Raw genomic sequence first — 21575 nt, forward strand, 5'->3', positions numbered from 1 at the left:
CGGCGGGGGGCCGGTGGGCGGCGCCTGTCCGTCGTGGCCAGGTTGTGAGGAAGTGAGAACGATGGCTGTGCATTCGGAGCGGGTGCAGACACAGTCCCCGGACCCAGGGAAGGCCGCTGTGGCCGGTCAAGAGACGAGCGCCTCGGGCGGCGGCTCGAAGGGCACCGCGCCGAAGGGCGCCAGATCCGCGGGCGGCCCCAGCCTGGGCTCACGCCTCGCGCCGTACCTGCTGCTGCTGCCGGCCACCGTGGCGACCCTGGCCCTGCTGGGCTGGCCGCTGCTCAAGACGGTCCTGCTGTCGTTCCAGAACCTCAACAGGCGCCAGCTGGTCCTGCACCTGACCGAGTGGACGGGCTTCGACAACTACAAGGAGCAGCTGACCGACCCGGAGTTCTGGTCGGTCACCGGCCGGACCATCGTCTTCACCCTGGTCAACGTGGTGCTGATCATGGTCGGCGGCACCCTGATCGGCCTGCTGCTGAACCAGCTCGGCAAGAAGATGCGGCTGGTGCTCCAGGTCGCGCTGCTGCTGGCCTGGGCCATGCCGGTGGTCGCCGCGACCACCGTCTACACCTGGCTGTTCGACTCCCAGTGGGGCGTCGTCAACTGGATCCTGGAGCAGCTCGGCTGGCAGTCGATGCACGGCTACAACTGGCTCAGCAACCAGTACTCGACGTTCTTCGTGATCATCCTGCTGATCGTCTGGATGTCGATCCCGTTCGTGGCGTTCAACATGTACGCCGGCCTGACCACCATCCCGAAGGAGCTCTACGAGGCGGCCCGGATGGACGGCGCCGGCGCGCGCAAGATCTTCACCGCGGTGATCTTCCCCAACCTGAAGCCGTTCTTCCTGGCCACGACCTTCCTCGAGGTCATCTGGGTGTTCAAGGCGTTCACCCAGGTCTACGCGGTCAACGCCGGTGGACCGGAGAAGCTGACCCGGACCCTGCCGGTGCACGCCTTCCTGGAGGGTTCGGCCGGCCAGCACTACGGCGTCGGCTCCGCGATCGCGGTGCTCACCATCCTGATGCTGGGCGTGCTGATGGCGTACTACTTCCGCATCATGATCAAGCAGGAGGACGAGCTGTGAGGCGCTCTCTCTTCGGACGTACCTGGCTGAACGTGATCGCGGCCGTCCTCGCCGTCTTCTTCGTGTTCCCCGTCTACTGGATGTTCGCGACCGCGTTCAAGCAGAACAGCGACATCATCAGCCCGACGCCGGTGTTCATCCCGCTCGACGCGACCTTCGAGCACTTCACCACCGCGGTCAACGCGCCGAACTTCTGGACGTACGTCCTCAACAGCGTCGTCGTCACCGTCGGCGCGGTGCTCGGGTCACTGGTGATCGCCACCCTGGCGTCCTTCGCCATCGCCCGGATGAGGTTCCGCGGCCGCAAGGCCTTCGTGCTGGTCATCATGATGGCCCAGATGGCGCCCTGGGAGGTCATGACCATCGCGGTCTACATCATCTCCCGCGACAACGACATGCTGAACAGCCTGGTGCCGCTGACCCTCTTCTACATGATGATGGTCCTGCCCTTCACCATCTGGACGCTGCGCAGCTTCATCGCCGCGGTGCCGAAGGAGCTGGAGGAGTCGGCCATGGTGGACGGCTGCACCCGCTCCCAGGCCTTCGTGAAGGTGATCTTCCCGCTGCTGGCCCCGGGCCTGATGTCGACCTCGCTGTTCGGTTTCATCACGGCGTGGAACGAGTTCCCGCTCGTCCTGATCCTCAACAAGGACCAGGGCAAGACGCTGCCGCTGTGGCTGTCGTCCTTCAAGACCGCCTTCGGCAACGACTGGGGCGCCACCATGGCCGCGTCCACGATGTTCGCCATCCCCGTGCTGATCCTGTTCGTCTTCCTCCAGCGCAAGGCGGTCGGCGGTCTGACCGACGGCGCCGTGAAGGGCTGAGTCCACGTGAGCATCCTCGTTCCCACCGTGCCGGACAGCGACCAGCTGCACCGCGACGCCCTGACCGTCCTCCAGCCCGGCTTCGTCGGCACCAAGCCGCCGGAGTGGCTGCGCCGCCACCTCGCCGCGGGCCTCGGCTCGGTCGCGCTGTTCGACCGCAACGTGGTCGACCTCGACCAGCTGTCCGCGCTCACCCGGGCGCTGCGCGCCGAGAACCCCGACCTCCTGATCGCCATCGACGAGGAGAGCGGCGACGTCACCCGGCTGGAGGCGGGCTCCGGCTCGTCCTGGCCGGGCAACCTCGCGCTCGGCGCGATCGACGACCCGGCGCTGACCCGGGACGTCGCCCGCGAGCTGGGCCGGGCGCTGGCCGCGGCCGGCGTCAACTACAACTGGGCGCCCACCGCGGACGTCAACTCCAACCCGCGCAACCCGGTCATCGGCGTCCGCTCCTTCGGCGCCGACCCCGAGCTGTGCGCCCGGCACACCGCCGCCTGGGTGGAGGGCCTGCAGTCGGCCGGCGTGGCCGCCTGCTCCAAGCACTTCCCCGGCCACGGCGACACCGCGGTGGACTCGCACCACGGCCTGCCGGTCATCGACGTCGACCTGGACGTGCTGCGGGCCCGCGACCTGATCCCGTTCCAAGCGGCGATCGCGGCCGGCACCAAGGCCGTGATGACCGCCCACATCATGATCCCGGCGCTGGACCCGAAGCTGCCGGCCACCCTGAGCCCGACCGTGCTGCGCGACCTGCTGCGCGCGGCCCCGGCCGACGGCGGCCTCGGCTACCAGGGCCTGATCGTCAGCGACGCGATCGAGATGGGCGCCATCGCCGACACCTTCGGGATGGGCGAGGGCACCGTGCTGGCCCTGGCGGCCGGCGCGGACGCGATCTGCGTCGGCGGCGGGCTGGCCGACGAGGAGACCGTGCTGATGCTGCGCGACGCCATCGTGGCGGGCGTGCGCTCCGGCCTGCTCGCCGAGGAGCGGCTGGCGGACGCCGCCGAGCGGGTCCGGGCGCTGGGCAGCTGGGGCCGGATCGCGGCCCAGGGCGAGCGGGTCGAGCCGGACCTGGCGGTCGGCCTGCGGGCCGCGCGCCGGGCGCTCAAGGTGGTCCGGGCGCCGGGCCAGGTGGTGCCGCCGGTGAGCGAGCGCCCGTACGTGGCCTCGTTCTCGGACGAGCCGAACATCGCGGTCGGCGACGTCACCCCGTGGGGCGTGGCCGGCATGCTGGCGGACCGCTTCCCCGGCACCCGCACCCGCGCGGTGTCGGCGGCCGAGGCCGCGCCGGAGCTGCTGGACGCCCTGGTCGGCGAGCTGCTGGCCGGCGCCGAGGGCCGCCGCCTGGTGCTGGTGGTCCGGGACGCGCACCGGCACGCGTGGATGTCCGCCGCGCTGCGCCGCCTGGTGGCGGCCCGGCCGGACGCCGCCGTGGTCGAGATGGGCCTGCCCCAGTCCGAGCCGGTCGGCGCGCTGTACATCGCCACCCACGGCGCCGCCCGGGTCTGCGGACTGGCGGCCGTGGAGGTCCTCACCGGGCAGCCGGGAGCGGTCGGCTGACACGATCGACGCGACGTCACCGGCGCTGTCCGGTGGCGTCGGTGAACGGGCCCGTCATGCGCATGTCGCATGGCGGGCCCGTTCTGTTTCCCCGCCGTCGACCCGGGAGACCACCGAGTGACCGTGTTCCCTCAAGCAGGCCTTAAATCCACCTTAAGACCTACTTAGGGTGACGGAACGACGACTGGCGGCCACGCGGTACAACGGCTCTGCAACGGCCGCCCCGACGAAGGCTTTTGGTCGTTGACACCACCTATGGTCTAGGCCAGAGTCCAGTCATCCGGTTCGAGATTCAACCTCGCCGGATGTGGTATCGGCCCTCCCCCAAGCTCTTCGCCGCCCCCTGTCCGGACTCTCCGCCACGGGCGCCAATCACGCTGCCGGCGGGCACAACGGCTCTACACCCCTCGGAGGATGGCGTGAAGAAGCGTCAGCTCATGTCGACGCTCGGGACCCTGGCACTGGCGGTCGGTCTGACGGCCTGTTCCTCGACGGCGAAGCCCTCGGGCGACGCCGGCGCGGCCGGTTCCGCGGACCCGAAGGCCGCCGGTGGCACCGTCACCGTCTGGCTGATGGACGACGCCCAGAAGAACTGGCCGGACCTGGTCCAGCGGGTCAACGACGAGTTCGCGGCGAAGTACCCGAACGTCACCCTCAAGCTCGCCTACCAGGGTTGGGCCGACAAGCTGGCCAAGCTCGACAAGGCCATCGCCGACGGCAGCGCCCCCGACGTGGTCGAGCTGGGCAACACCGAGACCATGAAGTACGTGCTCTCCGGCGCGCTGGCCCCGGTGGACCGCGGCACCTTCGACAACTCCGACAGCTGGATCAAGGCGCTCGCCAACACCTGTACGTACCAGGACAAGCTCTGGTGCGTGCCCTACTACGCCGGCTCCCGGGTCGCCATCTACAACTCCACCGCCTTCCAGCAGGCCACCGGCAGCGCCGACTTCCCGAAGACCGAGGCGGAGCTGCTGGCCGCGCTGGACAAGGTCGCGGACCGGAACAAGGCCGACAAGACCTTCTCCCCGCTCTACCTGCCCGGCCCGTACTGGTACGCCGCGATGAGCTACGTGGCCGCGTACGGCGGCGGCATCGCCAAGTTCGACGGCTCCGGCAACTGGCACGGCACCCTGCACGACCCCAAGTCCCAGCAGGGCATCAGCCACTTCGTCGACCTGGTGCGCAAGTACAACAAGGGCGACCTGGCGGTGAACGAGCAGAACCAGTTCGAGTCGATGGCCCGCGGGCACGCCGCGTCCTTCTACGGCAACGGCTACGAGGCGGCCAGCGTCACCGCGCCGGTCACCGGCGACCCGAGCCTCAAGGACGCCGTCAAGGTGGCCACCATGCCCGGCCCGGACGGCAAGCCGCTGCCGACCTTCATCGGCGGCTCCGACCTCGCCGTCACCGCCAAGTCCCAGCAGGTGGCGCTGGCCACCGACTGGATCCGGATGTTCACCAGCACCAAGTCCGAGCAGGCGCTGGCCGACAAGGACATCCTGCCGAACAACCTGACCCAGCTGAACCCGCTGAAGAGCAAGCCGAGCACCGCCGCCGCGGCCAACGCCGTGCCGGACGCCTGGTTCACCCCGCTGGCCCCCGGCTGGGGCGCGGTCGAGAAGCAGAAGATCATCCCGGACATGCTGACCTCGATCCTCAAGGGCAAGTCGGTGGACCAGGCCACCAAGGAGGCCGACGCCGCGATCGACCAGCTGATCAACAAGGCGTCCTGACCTCCCGTCGCGCCCGTCTCCGGACGCCCGTCCCGTCGTCGGAAGGGCGTCCGGAAGGGCGTCCGGAGGGGCGCGCGGGTGGGCGTGCACGCGGGGCGCGCGGGTGTGCGGACGGAGGTGCCCGGCGGCGGGCGCGCCCGTAGGATCGTGGGACGAAGGACCGCAGCGAGTGTGCGGACTCGCCGCCTGGAGGTCCCCGCCGGGCAGCCGCCCGAGCGGGGTCGAACCGTCTCACCGGAGGCAGACCCAGATGTCCGACCCGCAGACCGTTCCCGTCCCCGGCCGGATCATGGCGGCGGAGATGGCCGAGCAGCCGGCCGTCCTCCAGCGCATCCTCGACGAGGGTGCCCCGAAGATCCGCGAGGTCGCCGCACAGATCGCCGCCCGCCGCCCGCGCTTCGTCCTGCTCACCGCGCGCGGCACGTCCGACAACGCCGCGCTGTACGCCAAGTACCTGATCGAGATCCTGCTCGGCAAGCCGGCCGGCCTGACCTCGATGTCCACCACCACCGCGTACGGCGCCAAGCCGGACCTCACCGACGTGCTGGTCGTCACCGTCAGCCAGTCCGGCGGCTCGCCCGACCTGGTGGCCTCCACCAAGGCCGCCCGCGAGGCCGGGGCCGTCACGCTCGCGGTGACCAACAACGCCGCCTCGCCGCTCGCCGAGGTCTCCGAGTTCCACATCGACGTGCTGGCCGGCCCGGAGAAGGCGCTGCCGGCCACCAAGACGTACACCGCCGAGCTGCTGGCGCTCTACCTGCTGGTCGAGGGCCTGCGCGGGGGCGACGGCGCGGCCGCCAAGGAGCTGCCGGGCCTGGCCGCCGGGGTGCTGTCCCGCCGGGCCGAGGTGAAGGCGCTGGCGGAGCGCTACCGCTTCGCCCAGCGCCTGGTGATCACCTCGCGCGGCTACGGCTACCCGACCGCCCGCGAGGCGGCGCTCAAGCTGATGGAGACCACCTACATCCCGGCCACCCCGTTCTCCGGCGCCGACCTGCTGCACGGCCCGCTGGCGATGGTGGACAACGTCTCGCCGGTCATCGCGATCGTCCCGGACGGCAAGGGCGGCGAGGCCCTCCAGCCGGTGCTGGACCGGCTGCGCGGGCGCGGCGCGGACCTGGTGGTGGTCGGCCAGCAGGCGCAGGTGGACGCCGCCTCGGCCGGCTTCGCGCTGCCGGCCGGCGTGCCCGAGGAGGTGCAGCCGATCCTGGAGATCCTGCCGCTGCAGCTGCTGGCCTACGAGGTCACCATCGCCCGCGGCCAGGACCCGGACGCCCCGCGCGCCCTGGCCAAGGTCACCGAGACGCGGTAGCCCGTCCCGCACGCGAGCCGGCCCCGGTCCACGGGTTGTGGACCGGGGCCGGCTCGTTGAGCGGCGGAGACATGGTTCCGGGGGTGGAAAACACTACGGGCCACGGCGCCGACACGGGACCCTCAACCCATGCGGCACCGCAGCCCGGAGCTGTCGTCGGGCGCCAGATGGGATCGAGAACTGTGCGGGGTCCTCGATCTGCGGCGTCCGACCGAGGAGGGGCCGCGCGCGGTCAGGGCAGTTGCGCGGGGACCTCTCCTTGGTGCCCTTCCATTGTGGACTAGACCAATCTCGGTTGTCCAGGCCTCCCGGAAAATTGGTCTAAACAACTCAGGGGGTGTCCGGACCCGGCGGGAGGCCTGGCGCGCCCCGCCCGGACCGGCGGCGCTACCCTCGCCATGTGCCCTCGCTGAACGAACTCGTCCGCCGCCACACCACCCTCACCGGGGCCGATGTGGAATGGCTCCACCACCTGGTCTCGGAGTGGCAGCTGCTCTCCGACCTCTCCTTCGCCGACCTGGTGCTGTGGATCCCCACCTGGGACGGCATCCGCTACGTCTCGGTGGCGCAGATGCGGCCCAACACCGGGCCCACCTCCTACCAGGACGACATGGTCGGCCACCTCGTCCCGCGCGGCCGCCGCCCGCTGCTGGACGCCGCCTTCGACGAGGGCCGGATCGTGCGCGAGGGCGACCCGGAGTGGCGCGAGGAGGTCCCGGTCCGGGTCGAGTCGATCCCGGTCCGGCGCGAGGGCAAGGTGCTGGGCGTGATCGCCCGCAACACCAACCTGCTGACCGTCCGCACCCCGAGCCGGCTGGAACTCACCTACCTGCAGAGCGCCTCCGACCTGGCCCAGATGATCGCGGCCGGCTCCTTCCCCTTCCCCGGCGTCGAGCAGGCCGACATGGACGCGGCCCCCCGGGTCGGCGACGGCCTGATCCGGCTGGACGCGGACGGCGTGGTCACCTACGCCAGCCCCAACGCCCTCTCCGCGTACCACCGCCTCGGCCTCACCACCGACCTGGTCGGCAGCCACCTCGGCCGGGCCACCGCCGACCTCGCCCCGCCGTCCCGCTCGGCCGTCCACGAGGCGCTGGTGAAGCTGGCGAGCGGCTGGGCGCCCCGGCAGACCGAGGTGGAGGCGCAGGGGGGAGTGGTGACCCTGCGGGCGATCCCGCTCAAGCCCAAGGGCACCCTGACCGGTTCGCTGGTGCTCTGCCGGGACGTGACCGAGCTGCGCCGCCGCGACCGCGAGTTGATGACCAAGGACGCCACCATCCGGGAGATCCACCACCGGGTGAAGAACAACCTGCAGACCGTCGCGGCCCTGCTGCGGCTGCAGTCCCGCCGGATGGAGTCGGAGTCCGCCCGGGCCGCGCTGGACGAGGCGGTGCGCCGGGTCGGCTCGATCGCGATCGTGCACGAGACGCTCTCCCAGGCGCTGGACGAGCAGGTGGCCTTCGACGAGATCGCCGACCGGGTGCTGGCGATGGCGATGGAGCTGACCCAGGACGGCCGGGTGGCGACCCGCCGCACCGGCAGCTTCGGGATCCTCTCCGCCGAGGTGGCCACCCCGCTGTCGATGGTGCTGACCGAACTGCTCCAGAACGCCCTGGAGCACGCGTTCGGTCCGACCGCCTCCGGGAACCTGGAGGTCAGCGCGCTGCGCGGGCGGGCCCCGGCGACCGGCAAGGGCTGGTCGGACACCTGGAACGGCGGCGCCCGGCCGGAGGAGTACCTGCTGATCACGGTGCAGGACGACGGCCGGGGCATGCCGGAGGGCTTCGACCCGAAGACGGCGGGCAACCTCGGGCTGCAGATCGTCCGGACGCTGGCCACCGGCGAACTGGGCGGCACCTTCGACATGGTGGCCGGCCCGAACGGCGGTACGAAGGTGATCCTGGAGATCCCCGTCCGCTGAGTTCCTCGTCCGCAGGGAGCGAGGAACCGTTGCGCGGGGATGCGCACAGGTGCGTGGAGGGGGCGTGCGTCCGGCGGAAGCGCCGGGTGCGCGCACCCGCACGCCGGGGTGCGGAACGGGGTGCGGAAACAGAAACGAGGCCCTGTCGACCGGGGGGGTGGGTCGACAGGGCCTCTCAACCCGTTCCGGCCGTCGGGGGGAGTCGGCCGGAGCGGGGGCTCTGGGTGGTGCGACACCTCGCCGGTGCGTTGCACACGGTGAGCGCCACAGCTCCACGATATTGCTCTAAGTGAACAGTATCAAGTGCTTGGGCGGGTCCGGTGTCGCGGGACCTGGCTGGGCGAGGTCCTTGGTGCGGAAGGCTTCACCAGGAGGTGCAGGGAAGCCTTTGATCATGTGTCGATCGGTACTGCGGTCACTGCTGGTACTACGGCGTGTGATCGCCGGGTGATCAGGCGGTGCGGGCGCGGTTGCGGGCTGCACGGCGCTTCATCGCGCGGCGCTCGTCCTCGCTCATGCCGCCCCAGACGCCGGCGTCCTGACCGGTCTCGAGCGCCCACTGGAGGCACTGCTCCATCACCGGACAGCGGCGGCACACGGCCTTGGCTTCCTCGATCTGCAGCAGAGCAGGACCGGTGTTCCCGATCGGGAAGAACAGCTCGGGGTCCTCTTCGCGGCAGACAGCGCGGTGGCGCCAGTCCATGGTCGTCCAACTCCTCCTGCCGCGGGGGGTGGCCCGATCGGCATAATCGAATGGCTTGTGAATGTGAACGCTTTCACGAATCCCGCAACAGCAAAAGAGACCAAAGGCCCGTCGGGCCCGGGTGGTCTGTGCTGGGGGGGATTCGGCGATTCGAGGGACACCCCGCGGTCGGCGCTCCTGTGGTTCCGGAGTTGCCGTCGCTGCGATGTGTCCCGATCGCCATGTAGAGGTTCGCAAACCTCGGGCTCGGATACAACCCCCTTCGGGGAGGAATTTTGGATTCTTCGGTGTCGCCTAGCTCACAGCCAGTACTTCTATGGAGTGAAGGGGGCTTGTGCGTTCGAGAAGAAGGAGGAACCCCCCTTCCAGTCACACAATCACACGCAGTGCCCGCCGTACGCCTGTGAAACTGACGCGACTCCTGTCTCCAAGATGGTCCCCGTCGACCTGGAACGGGGCCGGTTCCTCCGAAACCAAGGTGAAGTGTCTGACGTCGTGATAGGAGACGACGTGCTTCCCGGAGGGGCCGCTGGGAGGGGCGCCGTCACTCGAAGTCGTGTACGACCGCAGGATCTGACGGACCGTTCGAGCGGTGCCGAACGCCGTCATCCGGGTGATGCCGAAGACGTCCAGGTCCGTGTCGAAGGAGGCGAGCGGTGAGGGGTAGACCGGACGGTTGCCGAGGAACGTCCAGGGAGAGGTGTTGCTGACTATCGACAGCACCAGGCCCGGAACCCGCTCGTGGCCCGGCAGCTCCAGGGAGACGGGGCCGGAGCGGCGCTGCTCACGCTGGGTGAAGTAGTGCCGCAGGGCCTGGCCGACGTACAGGGCGTGGGTGGACTTGCGCCCGGCCCGGCGCTGCTCCTCGACCCGTCCGACCACCCCGGCGTCGAAGCCGAGGCCGGCGGTGAAGGTGAACCAGCGGTCCGGCAGCCCGTCGGTCATCGCCTTGCCCAGCCCGATCGGCCGCTCCCGGCCGTGCTCCAGCGCGTCCAGCAGGGCGCCGGTGGCCTCCACCGGGTCGTTGGGCAGGCCCAGCGCGCGGGCGAACACATTGGTCGAACCGCCCGGCACCACGGCCAGTCGCGGGACCTTCTCGCCCGGGCCGTGCGCCAGCAGCCCGTTCACCACCTCGTTGACGGTGCCGTCCCCGCCCAGCGCCACCACCAGGTCGACCGTGCCGTCCTCCGCCGCCTCGCGGGCCAGGTCGCGCGCGTGGCCCCGGTAGCGGGTCTCGGCGACCTCCAGCTTGAGATCGCTGCGCAGGGCGTGGATCAGGACGTCCCTGGTCCGGCCACTGGTGGTGGTGGCCTTGTGGTTCACGACCAGGAGAGCGCGCATGGGGAAAGCCTACGGGTCGGTACGGAGCAACCGGCGGCTACCCTGCTGGAGTGACCGCAGAAACCTCCGCACCCGTACCCTCGGCCGGATCCGGCCGCCCGGCCTCCCTGACCCTGGGCGCCGCCATCACGGCCCTGGCGGGCGCCGCGCTGGCCGTCGTCGGCGTCTGGGACATGGTGGCCGCGCTGTCCGGCCAGTCCAAGCAGCTGGCCCTGAACGAGTTCGGCGGAGCGGTCATCGTGCTGCTCGGGGTGCTGCCGGTGCTGGCCGCCCGCGCCCTGCTCAAGGAGCGCCGCTGGGGCCGCAGTCCGGCGGTGCTGACCAACTCGATCTGCCTGCCGGTCGGCTACTACATGGCCGAGAGCGGCGGCGCGATGATCGCGGTCGGCGTGCTGGTCGGCGCGCTCGGCCTGGTGGGCATCGGCTGCCTGCTGAACCCGAAGTCGACGGCGGCCCTGTACGCCCCGTCCGAGGACTAGGGGTACAGGGCCGCCGGGAGCCTGAAGCCGGGAGCCTGAAGCCGGCGGCTTGAAGCCGGGGAGCCTCAAGCCGGGAGGCTGAAGGGGCGTCAGTCCTACTCCTCCACCAGGAGCTTCTCCCGCAGCTGGGCCAACGTCCGGGCGAGCAGCCGGGACACGTGCATCTGGGAGATCCCCACCTCGGCGGCGATCTGCGACTGGGTCATGTTCCGGAAGAACCGCAGCACCAGGATCTTCTGCTCCCGGGGCGGCAGTTGGGCCAGCAGCGGCTTGAGCGACTCGCGGTACTCGACGCCCTCCAGCGCCTCGTCGGTCGCGCCCAGGGTGTCCGCGACGGCCGGCGACTCGTCGTCGCTGTCCGGCACGTCCAGGGACAGCGTGGAGTACGCGTTGGCGGACTCCAGGCCCTCCAGGACGTCCTCCTCGGAGATCCCCAGGTGCTCGGCCAGCTCGTGCACCGTGGGGGAGCGGCCGTGCCGCTGGGAGAGCTCGCTGGTCGCCGTGGTGAGCGACAGCCGCAGCTCCTGGAGGCGGCGCGGGACGCGCACCGCCCAGCCCTTGTCGCGGAAGTGCCGCTTGATCTCCCCGACGATGGTCGGCGTCGCGTAGGTGGAGAACTCGACCCCGCGCTCGTGGTCGAAGCGGTCCACCGACTTGATCAGGCCGATGGTGGCGACCTGGGTCAGGTCGTCCAGCGGCTCGCCCCGGTTGCGGAAGCGCCGGGCCAGGTGCTCGACCAGCGGGATGTGCATCCGCACCAGCTGGTTGCGCAGCTCGACCCGCTCCGGGGAGCCCTCGGGCAGTGCGGACAGCCGGACGAACAGCGCGCGGGCGGCCTCCCGGTCCGGGGCGCCGGTGCGGTGCGAGCCCTGGGCGGGCAGGGCGACGTGCGGCTCGACCTCGGCCGTCGGCTCGGCCTCGACCGCGGGGTCGGCCTCGACCGCCGGTTCCGTCCCGACGGCCGGGGCCGTCTCGTCCACCGGGTCCGGCGGGGGCGCGGAGGCAGGCGTCGGCTCGGACGTCGGCTCGGTGGGGTGGCTCATCCGCTGGGCGTCCTTCGGGTGCGCTTCGTCGTTGGCGGCGAGGCCGGGAACGCTCGCCTGGGTCGGTACGGCAGGTCCCGCCGTCGCGAGGCCGGTACGGTCCAGATCACTCACGGCCATTCCCCCGTTCCGTTCCGGGAGCACCGGGGCCGGTGGCCCCGGAATCGTCTCGTTGGTCGTACCGCGTGGGTGGCGGTACCGGGAGCCGTCCGTCGGTCCCCTGAGCGGGGGAGCGGCGGACGGCCCTTGCGCGGGTGCTGCTCGGTGCTGCTCGGTCGTGCGGTGCGGTCCGGCGCCCGACTAGTGGGAGGGGGACCCGCCGCGCTTCTTGTGCAGGCTGATCGTCACGGTCCTGTCCTCGGCGACCGAGGAGTCGACCTCGCCGGCCAGGGCGGAGAGCACCGTCCAGGCGAAGGTGTCCCGTTCGGGAGCCTTGCCGTCGGTGGTCGGGGCGGAGACGGTGACCTTCAACGAGTCGCCGACCAGCCGGAACTCGCAGGACAGTACGGAGCCGGGCACCGCCTGCTGGAGCAGGATGGCGCAGGCCTCGTCGACCGCGATCCGCAGGTCCTCGATCTCGTCGAGCGTGAAGTCCAACCGGGCCGCCAACCCGGCCGTCGCTGTTCGCAGGACGGAGAGGTAGGCCCCGGCTGCGGGCAGCCGGACCTCCACGAAGTCCTGAACGCCGAGATCGCCGTCGATCTGGGACACCCTTGCCTCCTGGGTGGCGCGCTGTGCTTTCTTGGTACCCCGCTTGTTACCGCTTGCTACCCCCGAAGGGGGCCCGGCGCCGCGGATCCGCCATCGCTCTGCCTTCCGCACCCCGGTTCGGGAGTTACTCATGGTAAGGCATTGCGACGCAGGGTGGCAGACCCTTTCCCCGGACTCCCGGGAGCCGTTCAGCGCTGCCCGGCGGCGGCCAGCGCCCCGTCGGAGAGCCGGTACACCGTCCACTCGTCCATCGGCACCGCGCCGATCGACTTGTAGAAGTCGATCGAGGGCTGGTTCCAGTCCAGGACCGACCACTCGACCCGGGAGTAGCCGCGCTCGACGGCGATCCGGGCGAGTTCCAGCAGCAGCGCCTTGCCGTGGCCGCCGCCGCGCGCCTCCGGGCGGACGTACAGGTCCTCCAGGTAGATCCCGTGGGTGCCGCGCCAGGTCGAGAAGTTGCGGAACCAGACCGCGAAGCCGACCGGTTCACCGGTGGCGTCGTCCTCGGCGATCAGCCCGAACAGGGCCGGGTTCTCGCCGAACAGGGCCTCGTGCAGCTGCTCCTCGGTGGCCTTCGCCTCGTGCAGGGCCTTCTCGTACTCCGCGAGTTCGCGGATCATGGCGTGGACGACGGGGACGTCGGTGGCGACGGCGGTGCGGATCATGTCCGTGAGCCTACTGCTCGGGACCGGTCTCGTCCCAGGCCTGGAGGGAGGTCTGGTCGATGATCCGGCCGTCCCGCAGACCGGCCATCGAGGACATCAGCACCCGGACGCCGTCCGGGTACCGGCAGGACTCCAGGAAGGCGACGTGGTCGCCCTGGACGACCACCTGTTCCAGTGTGTGGGTCATCTCGCGGCCGTAGACGTCGTCCAGCATGGCGCCGATCTCCTCCCGCCCGTGCATCACCAGGGGGTGGCTGGGCTGGGTCTTGCGGTCGACCATGCGCAGTTCGGCGTCCTCCGCGTAGAGCGCCAGGAGGGCCTCGGCGTCGCGGCGCTCGATGCCCTCGCGCAGTGCGCGGGTGTCGAAGGCGGCGGGGGCCGTCGTGGTGGTCATGATCTCGCTCCTCCGGTCGGGTTCCGTCGGCTCGTACCTTGAGCGTACGCCCGCGGCCGCCCGGACCCGGAGGAGCGGGATCCGGGCCGGTCAGGGGGCCGGCACGGTGCGCAGGTAGGCGGCCAGCGCGCTGATCGCGGCCGGGTTGCGCGGGCTCTCCACCAGGTCGACGTAGTCCATGACGAAGATCCGGCCGTTCCTGACCGCGGCGACGTTGGCCAGCGGCGGGAAGGACGTCAGGAACTTCCGCTTCTCCTCGGCCTTCGGCGTCGCGTAGTCGTTGATCACGATCACCTCGGGGTCGCGCTGCACCACGCTCTCCCAGCCGGCCGTGACCCAGCTGTCGGCGAGGTCGCCCATGATGTTGGTCCCGCCCGCCTTGGCGATGATCTCGTTGGCGGCGGCGAACTTCCCGGCGGTGTACGGCTTGTCCTGCCCGCTGTCGTACAGGAAGACGGACGGGCGGCGCTCGGCCGGCGGGACGGCGGCGATCCGCGCCTTGAAGTCCGCGATCAGCTGGTCGGAGCGGTCCTTGACGTCGAAGATCTCGCCGAGGTTGGCCAGGTCGGTGTAGAGCGCCTCCAGCGGGTCCATCACGCCGCGCTCGGTGCCCTTGCCGCTGCGGCAGGACTCGCTGAGCACGTACGAGTCGACGCCGAGCGCCTTGAAGGCCTGCGGGGTGACGCCGCTGCCCTCGTCGAAGCCGTAGTGCCAGCCGGCGAAGACCAGGTCGGCCTTGGCGTCCAGCGCGATCTCCTTGGTGAGGATCTTCTTGGAGAGCCAGGTGGTCTGCTGGTAGCCGTCCTTCCAGGCGACCTGGTCGATCTTCCCCTTGTCGTCGGGCATCACGTAGCCGGCCATCCGGTCGGCGAGGCCGAGCGAGAGCATCAGTTCGGTGATGTTGACGTCGTTGGTCACCACCCGGGCGGGCTTCTGCGCGAAGGTGAGCTTCTCCCCGCAGTTGTCCACCGTCACGGGGTAGTGGGCGGAGGCGGTGGCGGCCTCCTTCGGGGCGATCTCGGCGCCGCAGCCGACGAGTCCGAGGGCGAGCAGGGCGGTGGCGGCAACGGCCTTGGTGCGCACGGGAGTTCCTTGGGGGTCAGGGGAGGCGGTCGAAGAGCAGCTGGAGGGCGCCGGTCTCCGGGTGGCGCACCGGGGTGCCCCGGACGCCGAACACCTCGGCCAGCAGGGCGGGTCGGAGCACCTCGTCGGGCGGCCCGGAGGCGACGATCCGGCCGTCCCGCAGGACGTACAGCAGGTCGCAGTGGCCCGCCGCCAGGTTGAGGTCGTGCAGCGCGGTGAGCACCGTCGGACCGGCCTCGCGGGCGAGCGCCAGCACCTCCAACTGGTGCGCGATGTCGAGGTGGTTGGTGGGTTCGTCCAGCACCAGCAGGCGCGGCTCCTGGACCAGCGCGCGGGCGAACAGCACCCGCTGCTTCTCGCCCCCGGACAGGCTCAGGAAGCCCCGCTCGGCGAGGTGCCCGGCCCGGACCTTGCGCAGCGCCTCGGCGCAGCGCCGCTCGTCCCCGTCGACTTGGGCGCCGAAGCCGCGGCGGTGCGGCAGCCGGCCCATGGCGATCACCTCGGCGACGGTGAAGTCGAACTCGGCGGAGTGCTCCTGGGTCAGCGCGGCCACCCGGCGGGCGCTCTCGCGGGCGGTGAGGGCGTGCAGGTCGTCGCCGGCCAGCCGGACCACGCCGCCGGCCGGCTTCAGCACCCGGTAGACGCAGCGCAGCAGGGTCGACTTGCCGCTGCCGTTGGGGCCTATCAGGCCGACCACCTGCCCGGCGGCGGCCGCCAGGCTCACCTCGTGGACCAGCCGGGTGCCGGCCAGCTCCACCGAGACGCCGTCGACGGCGAGGTCCTGGGCGTGCACCGGGGTCGGGTCGGTCGTCGCGGTCACCGGGCACCTCCGAAGGCCTGGCCGCGGCGGCGCATCATCACCAGGAAGGCGGGCACGCCGAGCACCGCGGTGAACACCCCGACGGGCAGTTCGGCGGGCGCCAGCAGGGTGCGCGAGGCGATGTCCACCCAGACCAGCAGCAGCGCCCCGGCGAGCGGCGCGACCACCAGCACCCGGCGGTGCCCGGCGCCGACCAGCATCCGCGCCAGGTGCGGCATCAGCAGCCCGACGAAGCCGATCGCCCCGCTGACCGCGACCACGGTGCCGGTGACGGCGGCGGTCACCACGAACAGCTCGCGGCGCAGCCGGTCCGGGTCCACGCCGAGCGAGGCGGAGGTCTCGTCGCCCATCGCGAGCGCGTCCAGCCGCCCGGCGGTGCAGGCCAGGTAGGCGAGCCCGGCCAGCACGGTGACGGCGGCGATCGGCACCTTGCCCCAGGTGGCGCCGCCGAGGCTGCCGAGCAGCCACATCATGACGTCCCGGGCGGCCTCGCCGCGGTCGGCGGCGAAGACCATCAGGGTGGTGGCGGCGGAGAAGCCGTAGGACAGCGCGGTGCCGGTGAGCACCAGCCGCAGCGGGGTGAGCCCGTACGCGGTGCGGGCCGCGACGTAGACCAGGGTCATGGCGGCCAGCGCGGAGCCGAAGGCGGAGGCGGAGATCGCCCACACCCCGAGCGAGGCGAAGGCGCCGAAGAGCATCACGGCGTTGGCGCCGACGGCCGCGCCGGAGGAGATGCCGAGCACGAAGGGGTCCGCCAGCGCGTTGCGCACCAGGGCCTGGACGGCGACCCCGCAGGCGGCCAGCCCGGCGCCGACCACGGCGGCCAGCACGGTGCGCGGCAGCCGGATCTCCCAGACGATCGCGTACGCGGCCGCCTCGTCCGCGTCCAGCCGGCCGCCCGTCAGCCCGGCGCCCAGGAGCCGCAGCACCCGGGGCAGGCCGAGCCCGGAGGAGCCGAGGGCGACCCCGCAGACCAGGGAGAGCAGCAGGGCGGCGGCGAGTCCGGCGGCGAGCGGGACGACGGGTATTCGGCGAGCGGGCGGGCCGACTGCACGGTTGACGGGTGCGCGGTTCACGGGTGCGCCTTGCCTCGGGCCGGGAGCGCGCCGGGGCGGGCGCGGGCCGGGGGCGTGCCGGGGCGCCGTTCCCCTCGCAGTCCGCGGCGAGTTGTCGGGAGGTCGGCGGCCGAGGGCGATCGGGCTGGCGCGGCCGTACGGGCGGGTACGGGCCGTGCTCACCGTTGCGGGTCAGCGCCGGATTCGCACCGGACTTCCCCCTCGGACGCCCTGGCAGCATAACAGCCACTCAGGGCAGGCAACCCTTACCGAGCCGGGTCGGACGTGAACGCACGACCGCCCCCGTCCGGCGGTGCGGACGGGGGCGGTCGGGTGGCGACGCGTCAGGCTCAGGCCTGCTTGGTCTCCCAGAAGATCTTGTCGACCTGGGCGATCAGGTCGAGCAGGGCCTGGCCGGTGGCCGGGTCCGTGGACGCCTTGGCGGCCGAGGCGGCCTTCAGGGTGTCGTTGATCAGCTGGTGCAGCTGCGGGTACTTCTCGAAGTGCGGGGCCTTGAAGTAGTCGCTCCACAGCACCGAGATGTGGTGCTTGACGGCCTCGGCGCGCTGCTCCTTGATGATGACGGCGCGGGCGCGGAAGTGCGGGTCCTCGTTGGCCTGGTACTTCTCCTGGGTGGCCTTGACCGACTCGGCCTCCAGCTTGGCCTGCGCGGGGTCGTAGACGCCGCAGGGCAGGTCGCAGTGGGCGTGGACGGTGGCGCGCGGTGCAAACAGACGAGAGAACATGGGAGTCCTTCCTTAGATCGTCTTCCCGCGCCCGAGATTACCCTTCCGCCCTCCCGGTTTCGCGATCGGGCGGTGGGCCTAGGGCGAAAGACGGACCGGGAACCGGCGCAATCCGGACATCGGACGGACGGCGGTCCGTACGGCAGACTGGGAGCGCGAGCGGGGGCGGGAGGAGGAGTCGTGGCGCGGAGCACGCGAGCGGAGGGCGCCGGGGCGGGGGAGCGCGGCCCGGGCGGCGCGCTGCCGTTCGGGCTGGTCGACGTGGCGGGGCCGTCGATGGTCCCGACCCTGCGCGAGGGCGACCGGCTGCTGGTCCGCTACGGCGCGCCGATCCGGCCCGGCGCGGTGGTGGTCTTCCGGCACCCCTTCCAGCAGGACCTGCTGGTGGTGAAGCGGGCCGCCGAGCGCCGGGCCACGGGCTGGTGGCTGCTCTCCGACAACCGCCCGGTGGACAGCGACAGCCGCAGCTACGGCGCCGTCCCGGACGAGCTGGTGCTCGGCCGGGTGCTGCTGCGGCTGCGCCCGAGCCCGGTCTGGCTGGCGCCGGGGCGCCGGCTGGAGCGGCTGCTGCTCACCCCGCGGCTGGCCCGGGTGCCGGGCCTGGCCCGCCGGCTCGGCGCCTGGGTCGAGGACGTCTAGCGGGCTGCTACGCCCGGGCCGCCGCCTCCGCCTCCAGGCGTTTGCGGGCCCGGTAGGCGGCCACGTTGGCGCGGGTCGCGCAGCGGTCCGAGCAGTAGCGGCGGGAGCGGTTGGTCGAGGTGTCCAGGTAGGCGTTGCGGCAGGGCGCGGCCTGGCAGATGCCGAGCCGGTCGGCGCCCAGCTCGGTCAGGTGGACGGCCAGGCCCATGCAGGCGACCGCGCTGAAGTGGGCGGTGGCGGTGGGGGAGTTGTCGGCCAGGTGCAGGTGCCAGCGCGGCCGCCCGGCGTCGTCCAGGTAGTCGTGCCCGGAGATCAGCGGGCTGACCGGGTACTCCATCAGCAGGCTGTTCAGCAGGTCGACGCCGCGGATCTCGTCCCCGCCGGCGGCGGCCTCGAAGACCCCGCGCAGCCGGGTCCGCACCGCCCGCAGCCGGGGCACGTCGGACTCGTCGGCGAGCGAGCGGGCCCGCGAGGAGTCGGAGAAGAGACCGCGCACCGCCTCCACGGAGGTCAGCGAGTCGGTGCCGCGCTCGGGCTCCTCGGTGTTCACCAGCCGGACGGCGAGATCGGCGTAGGCGGCGAGCTCCACAGGGGTCCTTCCAGGGGGGTCGGTAACGGGCTGACTGCCTCCAGCCTATTACCCGGGCGGGCAAAACGACGGCGCCCGGCAGGAGTGACCTGCCGGGCGCCGGGCGTACGGGCTCAGAGCACCTTGGAGAGGAAGGCCCTGGTGCGCTCGTGCTGCGGGTCGGTGAGCACCTCGCGGGGGTTGCCGGACTCGACCACCACCCCGCCGTCCATGAACACCAGCGCGTCGCCGACCTCGCGGGCGAAGCCCATCTCGTGGGTGACGACCACCATGGTCATGCCCTCCTCGGCGAGGCCGCGCATGACGTCGAGGACGTCGCCGACCAGCTCCGGGTCGAGCGCGGAGGTCGGCTCGTCGAAGAGCATCAGCTTGGGCTTCATGGCCAGCGCGCGGGCGATCGCCACGCGCTGCTGCTGGCCGCCGGAGAGCTGCGAGGGGTAGTTCTTCGCCTTGTCGGCGAGGCCGACCCGCTCCAGCAGGGCCATCCCGCGCTCGCGGGCGTCGGCCCGGCTCTCGCCCTTGACCTGGACCGGCGCCTCCATGACGTTCTCGACGGCGGTCATGTGCGGGAACAGGTTGAAGCGCTGGAAGACCATGCCGATGTCGCGCCGCTTGAGGGCGACCTCGCGGTCCCTGAGCTCGTGCAGCCGGTCGCCCTTCTGCCGGTAGCCGACCAGCTCGCCGTCCACCCAGAGGCGGCCGCCGTTGATCTTCTCCAGGTGGTTGATGCACCGCAGGAAGGTCGACTTGCCGGAGCCGGACGGGCCGATCAGGCAGAACACCTCGCCCTGCCTGACCTCCAGGTCGATGCCCTTGAGCACCTCGACCAGGCCGTACGACTTGTGCACGTTCTCGGCGCGGACCATCGGCTCGCCGGACGCGCCGCCGGGGGACTTGGTCGGATCGGTCATACGTGACCACCTCCCTCGAGCCCCGGGACGACGTCGGCGGTCGTCCTGGGGGCGGGCTTCCCGGCGAACAGCCTCCGCAGCCGCTGCAGCGGGGTGGGCGGGAGGGTGCGGTTGGAACCTCGGGCGTAGTGGCGCTCGATGTAGTACTGGCCGATGGTCAGCACCGAGGTGAAGAACAGGTACCAGAGGCTGACCACGATCAGCAGCGGGATGTTCTGGTAGTTCCGGGAGTAGATGACCTGGCCGGCCCGGAAGATCTCCTCCAGGGAGATCACGGAGACCAGCGAGGTGGTCTTGAGCATCGAGATGGTCTCGTTGCCGGTCGGCGGGATGATCACCCGCATGGCCTGCGGCAGGACGATCCGGCGCATGGTCTGGAACCGGCTCATGCCGAGCGCGTGCGCGGCCTCGGTCTGGCCCTCGTCCACCGACTGGATGCCGCCGCGGACGATCTCCGCCATGTAGGCGGCCTCGTTGAGGCCGAGGCCCAGCAGCGCGGCGACGAAGGTCGGGATCAGCACGTTGGTCTGCTCGGACCAGAACTCCGGCCCCCACGGGACGCCGATCGACAGCTTGGCCCAGATCAGGCCGAGGAAGTTCCAGAACACCAGCTGCACCAGCACCGGGGTGCCGCGGAAGATCCAGATGTAGACCCACGCGACGCCGGCCAGCAGCGGGTTCGGGGACAGGCGCATCACCGCGAGGACGATGCCGCCGACCACACCCATGAGCATGGCGAGCACGGTCAGTTCCAGCGTCACCAGCAGGCCGTGCATGATGCTGTCGTGGAACAGGTACTGACCGACGATGTCCCACTTGAAAGCGGGGTTGGTGAAGAGGGCGCTCACCAGCATCGCCGCGAGTACGGCGATGACGACGGCGCCGGCCCAGCGTCCGGGGTGGCGGACGGGGACGGCCTTGATGGTCTCGGGCCGGCCCTGCTCCGCCGTCCCCTTGTCCAAAGAGTTCACGGTGTGGCCTCGGGGGAGAAGATGGAGCGGACGAGGGTCAGCTGACCGCGCCGTTGACGGTCGAGGTGGTGATGGCGCCGGACTCGACCCCCCACTTGGCGAGGATCTGCTTGTAGGTGCCGTCGTCGATCAGCGACTGGACGGCCCCCTGGACGGCCGGGGTGAGCTTGGAGCCCTTGGCCAGCGCGACGCCGTAGGGGGCCACGCCGTAGGTCTCGCCGACCTTCTCCAGCTGGCCGCCGGACTGCTTGATCGCGTAGTCGACGACCTGGGAGTCGGCCATCATCGCCTGGTCGCGCCCGGAGACCACGGCGTTGGTGACGTCCGTCTGGAGGTCGAACTTGTCGCCGCCGTTCTGGACGCCCGGCTTGCCGGCCTTGGCGCAGTCCGGGTCGCGGGTGTCCTTGATCTCGTCGGCCTGGGTGGTGCCGGTCTGGACGGCGACCTTCTTGCCGCAGAGGTCCTTCGGGTCGATCTTCTCCGGGTTGCCCTTCTTCACCGCGACGGCGCTGCCGGAGTTGAAGTAGGTGACCATGTCGACGATCTGCTCGCGCTCCTTGTTGTCCGTGAAGGACGACATGCCGAGCTGGAACTTGTTCGACTGGATGCCGGGGATGATCGCGGTGAAACCGGAGTCCTGGACCTCGGCCTTCAGCCCGAGCTTGGCCGCGATGGCGTTGGCCAGGTCGACGTCCATGCCGATGACCTTGCCGCTGTCGTCCTTGAACTCGTCCGGCGCGTACGAGGCGTCGGCGCCGACCAGGAGCTTGCCGGCGGCCTTGACGTCGTCCGGGACGAGCCCGGCCAGCTTGGGGTCGGCCTTGACCTCGTTGACGGTCGCGGAGGCGTTGGGGGCGCCGCTGCTCTCGCTCTTGCTGCTGCTGCAACCGGTCAGCACCAGGGAGACCGAGGCGGCGACCACACCGGCTGCGAAGAGCCGGCTGCGCTGGGTACGGGTGGTCATGAGGGGGATCTCCATCCTGGG

The 21575-nt window shown here is 71.3% G+C and carries 22 protein-coding genes and 1 riboswitch; of the genes, 8 read left to right on the forward strand and 14 right to left on the reverse strand.

Translation table 11 applies throughout. The features are described from left to right. Window positions 1-61: 61 nt before the first annotated feature. The 6 genes from AMK13_RS05885 (at window position 62) to AMK13_RS05910 (ending at window position 8440) form a co-directional block, all read left to right on the forward strand. Window positions 62-1090, forward strand: a complete 1029-nt coding sequence (locus AMK13_RS05885; RefSeq protein ID WP_049649422.1) for a carbohydrate ABC transporter permease — start codon at window positions 62-64, stop codon at window positions 1088-1090. Further along, window positions 1087-1914, forward strand: coding sequence for a carbohydrate ABC transporter permease (locus tag AMK13_RS05890; RefSeq protein WP_049649423.1), 828 nt, complete (start codon window positions 1087-1089; stop codon window positions 1912-1914). The genes AMK13_RS05885 and AMK13_RS05890 overlap by 4 nt, the downstream gene beginning before the upstream one ends. A gap of 6 nt (window positions 1915-1920) precedes the next feature. After that, entirely contained in the window at window positions 1921-3474 is a 1554-nt protein-coding gene (locus tag AMK13_RS05895; RefSeq protein WP_074001416.1) for a glycoside hydrolase family 3 protein, read from the forward strand. A gap of 437 nt (window positions 3475-3911) precedes the next feature. Further along, the gene (locus AMK13_RS05900) at window positions 3912-5210 is read left to right on the forward strand and encodes an extracellular solute-binding protein (protein ID WP_049649425.1); all 1299 of its coding nucleotides are present in this window, start codon (window positions 3912-3914) and stop codon (window positions 5208-5210) included. A gap of 250 nt (window positions 5211-5460) precedes the next feature. Beyond that, complete coding sequence (locus tag AMK13_RS05905) at window positions 5461-6519, forward strand: SIS domain-containing protein (protein ID WP_049649426.1); 1059 nt, start codon at window positions 5461-5463, stop codon at window positions 6517-6519. Between the two features lie 400 nt (window positions 6520-6919). Then, window positions 6920-8440 carry a sensor histidine kinase gene (locus AMK13_RS05910; protein WP_181970676.1) on the forward strand — a complete coding sequence of 507 codons (1521 nt, stop codon included), beginning with the start codon at window positions 6920-6922 and terminating at the stop codon, window positions 8438-8440. 451 nt (window positions 8441-8891) lie between these two features. Here the strand turns inward: AMK13_RS05910 and AMK13_RS05915 are convergent, their stop codons facing one another. Both AMK13_RS05915 and AMK13_RS05920 read right to left on the reverse strand, forming a co-directional pair. Beyond that, entirely contained in the window at window positions 8892-9143 is a 252-nt protein-coding gene (locus AMK13_RS05915) for a WhiB family transcriptional regulator (RefSeq protein WP_014138019.1), read from the reverse strand. Window positions 9144-9512: 369 nt separating this feature from the next. Beyond that, entirely contained in the window at window positions 9513-10484 is a 972-nt protein-coding gene (locus AMK13_RS05920) for a diacylglycerol/lipid kinase family protein (RefSeq protein ID WP_074001417.1), read from the reverse strand. Window positions 10485-10534: 50 nt separating this feature from the next. Here AMK13_RS05920 and AMK13_RS05925 point away from each other — a divergent pair, with 50 nt between their 5' ends. After that, entirely contained in the window at window positions 10535-10963 is a 429-nt protein-coding gene (locus AMK13_RS05925; RefSeq protein ID WP_049649428.1) for a hypothetical protein, read from the forward strand. 95 nt (window positions 10964-11058) lie between these two features. On the opposite strand, the gene AMK13_RS05930 is transcribed toward AMK13_RS05925, so the two are convergent. The 8 genes from AMK13_RS05930 to sodN form a co-directional block, all read right to left on the reverse strand. After that, window positions 11059-12126: a SigB/SigF/SigG family RNA polymerase sigma factor gene (locus tag AMK13_RS05930; RefSeq protein WP_074001418.1), complete on the reverse strand. Its 1068-nt coding sequence runs from the start codon at window positions 12124-12126 to the stop codon at window positions 11059-11061. Window positions 12127-12306: 180 nt separating this feature from the next. Continuing rightward, window positions 12307-12717: an anti-sigma regulatory factor gene (locus tag AMK13_RS05935; protein WP_049649429.1), complete on the reverse strand. Its 411-nt coding sequence runs from the start codon at window positions 12715-12717 to the stop codon at window positions 12307-12309. Between the two features lie 188 nt (window positions 12718-12905). Continuing rightward, entirely contained in the window at window positions 12906-13382 is a 477-nt protein-coding gene (locus AMK13_RS05940; RefSeq protein ID WP_049649430.1) for a GNAT family N-acetyltransferase, read from the reverse strand. Window positions 13383-13392: 10 nt separating this feature from the next. After that, window positions 13393-13776, reverse strand: a complete 384-nt coding sequence (locus AMK13_RS05945) for a nuclear transport factor 2 family protein (RefSeq protein WP_049649431.1) — start codon at window positions 13774-13776, stop codon at window positions 13393-13395. Between the two features lie 90 nt (window positions 13777-13866). Next, on the reverse strand, window positions 13867-14859 hold the full coding sequence (locus AMK13_RS05950; RefSeq protein ID WP_074001419.1) for an ABC transporter substrate-binding protein: 993 nt from the start codon (window positions 14857-14859) through the stop codon (window positions 13867-13869). Between the two features lie 16 nt (window positions 14860-14875). Next, a complete protein-coding gene (locus tag AMK13_RS05955) occupies window positions 14876-15679 on the reverse strand; it encodes an ABC transporter ATP-binding protein (RefSeq protein WP_241852765.1) in 804 nt (267 codons plus the stop codon). Continuing rightward, complete coding sequence (locus AMK13_RS05960) at window positions 15676-16755, reverse strand: FecCD family ABC transporter permease (protein ID WP_074001420.1); 1080 nt, start codon at window positions 16753-16755, stop codon at window positions 15676-15678. Before AMK13_RS05960 ends, AMK13_RS05955 begins: the two co-directional genes overlap by 4 nt. Before the next feature lie 123 nt (window positions 16756-16878). Next, a riboswitch (cobalamin riboswitch) is annotated at window positions 16879-17017 on the reverse strand. Between the two features lie 67 nt (window positions 17018-17084). Further along, a complete protein-coding gene (sodN, locus tag AMK13_RS05965; RefSeq protein WP_049649434.1) occupies window positions 17085-17480 on the reverse strand; it encodes a superoxide dismutase, Ni in 396 nt (131 codons plus the stop codon). A gap of 276 nt (window positions 17481-17756) precedes the next feature. Here sodN and sodX point away from each other — a divergent pair, with 276 nt between their 5' ends. Further along, window positions 17757-18119: a nickel-type superoxide dismutase maturation protease gene (sodX, locus tag AMK13_RS05970; RefSeq protein WP_079271923.1), complete on the forward strand. Its 363-nt coding sequence runs from the start codon at window positions 17757-17759 to the stop codon at window positions 18117-18119. Between the two features lie 7 nt (window positions 18120-18126). Here the strand turns inward: sodX and AMK13_RS05975 are convergent, their stop codons facing one another. The 4 genes from AMK13_RS05975 to AMK13_RS05990 form a co-directional block, all read right to left on the reverse strand. Continuing rightward, window positions 18127-18708 (reverse strand): CGNR zinc finger domain-containing protein, encoded by a 582-nt coding sequence (locus AMK13_RS05975; protein ID WP_049649436.1) that lies wholly within the window; start codon window positions 18706-18708, stop codon window positions 18127-18129. A gap of 113 nt (window positions 18709-18821) precedes the next feature. Continuing rightward, window positions 18822-19574, reverse strand: coding sequence for an amino acid ABC transporter ATP-binding protein (locus tag AMK13_RS05980; protein WP_107086343.1), 753 nt, complete (start codon window positions 19572-19574; stop codon window positions 18822-18824). Between the two features lie 41 nt (window positions 19575-19615). Then, entirely contained in the window at window positions 19616-20590 is a 975-nt protein-coding gene (locus AMK13_RS05985) for an amino acid ABC transporter permease (RefSeq protein ID WP_049649438.1), read from the reverse strand. 37 nt (window positions 20591-20627) lie between these two features. Then, complete coding sequence (locus AMK13_RS05990) at window positions 20628-21554, reverse strand: ABC transporter substrate-binding protein (RefSeq protein ID WP_063780035.1); 927 nt, start codon at window positions 21552-21554, stop codon at window positions 20628-20630. Between the last annotated feature and the right edge of the window lie 21 nt (window positions 21555-21575).

The sequence above is a fragment of the Streptomyces sp. CB02056 genome (assembly GCF_001905545.1).
GTDB lineage: Bacteria > Actinomycetota > Actinomycetes > Streptomycetales > Streptomycetaceae > Kitasatospora.

Coding starts and splice junctions, on each gene's coding strand:
- AMK13_RS05885 (WP_049649422.1), top strand. CDS start 62: ATGGCTGTGCATTCGGAGCGGGTGCAGACACAGTCCCCGGACCCAGGG.
- AMK13_RS05900 (WP_049649425.1), top strand. CDS start 3,912: ATGTCGACGCTCGGGACCCTGGCACTGGCGGTCGGTCTGACGGCCTGT.
- AMK13_RS05905 (WP_049649426.1), top strand. CDS start 5,461: ATGTCCGACCCGCAGACCGTTCCCGTCCCCGGCCGGATCATGGCGGCG.
- AMK13_RS05915 (WP_014138019.1), bottom strand. CDS start 9,143: ATGGACTGGCGCCACCGCGCTGTCTGCCGCGAAGAGGACCCCGAGCTG.
- AMK13_RS05920 (WP_074001417.1), bottom strand. CDS start 10,484: ATGCGCGCTCTCCTGGTCGTGAACCACAAGGCCACCACCACCAGTGGC.
- AMK13_RS05930 (WP_074001418.1), bottom strand. CDS start 12,126: ATGGCCGTGAGTGATCTGGACCGTACCGGCCTCGCGACGGCGGGACCT.
- AMK13_RS05940 (WP_049649430.1), bottom strand. CDS start 13,382: ATGATCCGCACCGCCGTCGCCACCGACGTCCCCGTCGTCCACGCCATG.
- AMK13_RS05945 (WP_049649431.1), bottom strand. CDS start 13,776: ATGACCACCACGACGGCCCCCGCCGCCTTCGACACCCGCGCACTGCGC.
- sodN (WP_049649434.1), bottom strand. CDS start 17,480: ATGTTCTCTCGTCTGTTTGCACCGCGCGCCACCGTCCACGCCCACTGC.
- sodX (WP_079271923.1), top strand. CDS start 17,757: ATGGTCCCGACCCTGCGCGAGGGCGACCGGCTGCTGGTCCGCTACGGC.
- AMK13_RS05980 (WP_107086343.1), bottom strand. CDS start 19,574: ATGGTCCGCGCCGAGAACGTGCACAAGTCGTACGGCCTGGTCGAGGTG.
- AMK13_RS05990 (WP_063780035.1), bottom strand. CDS start 21,554: ATGACCACCCGTACCCAGCGCAGCCGGCTCTTCGCAGCCGGTGTGGTC.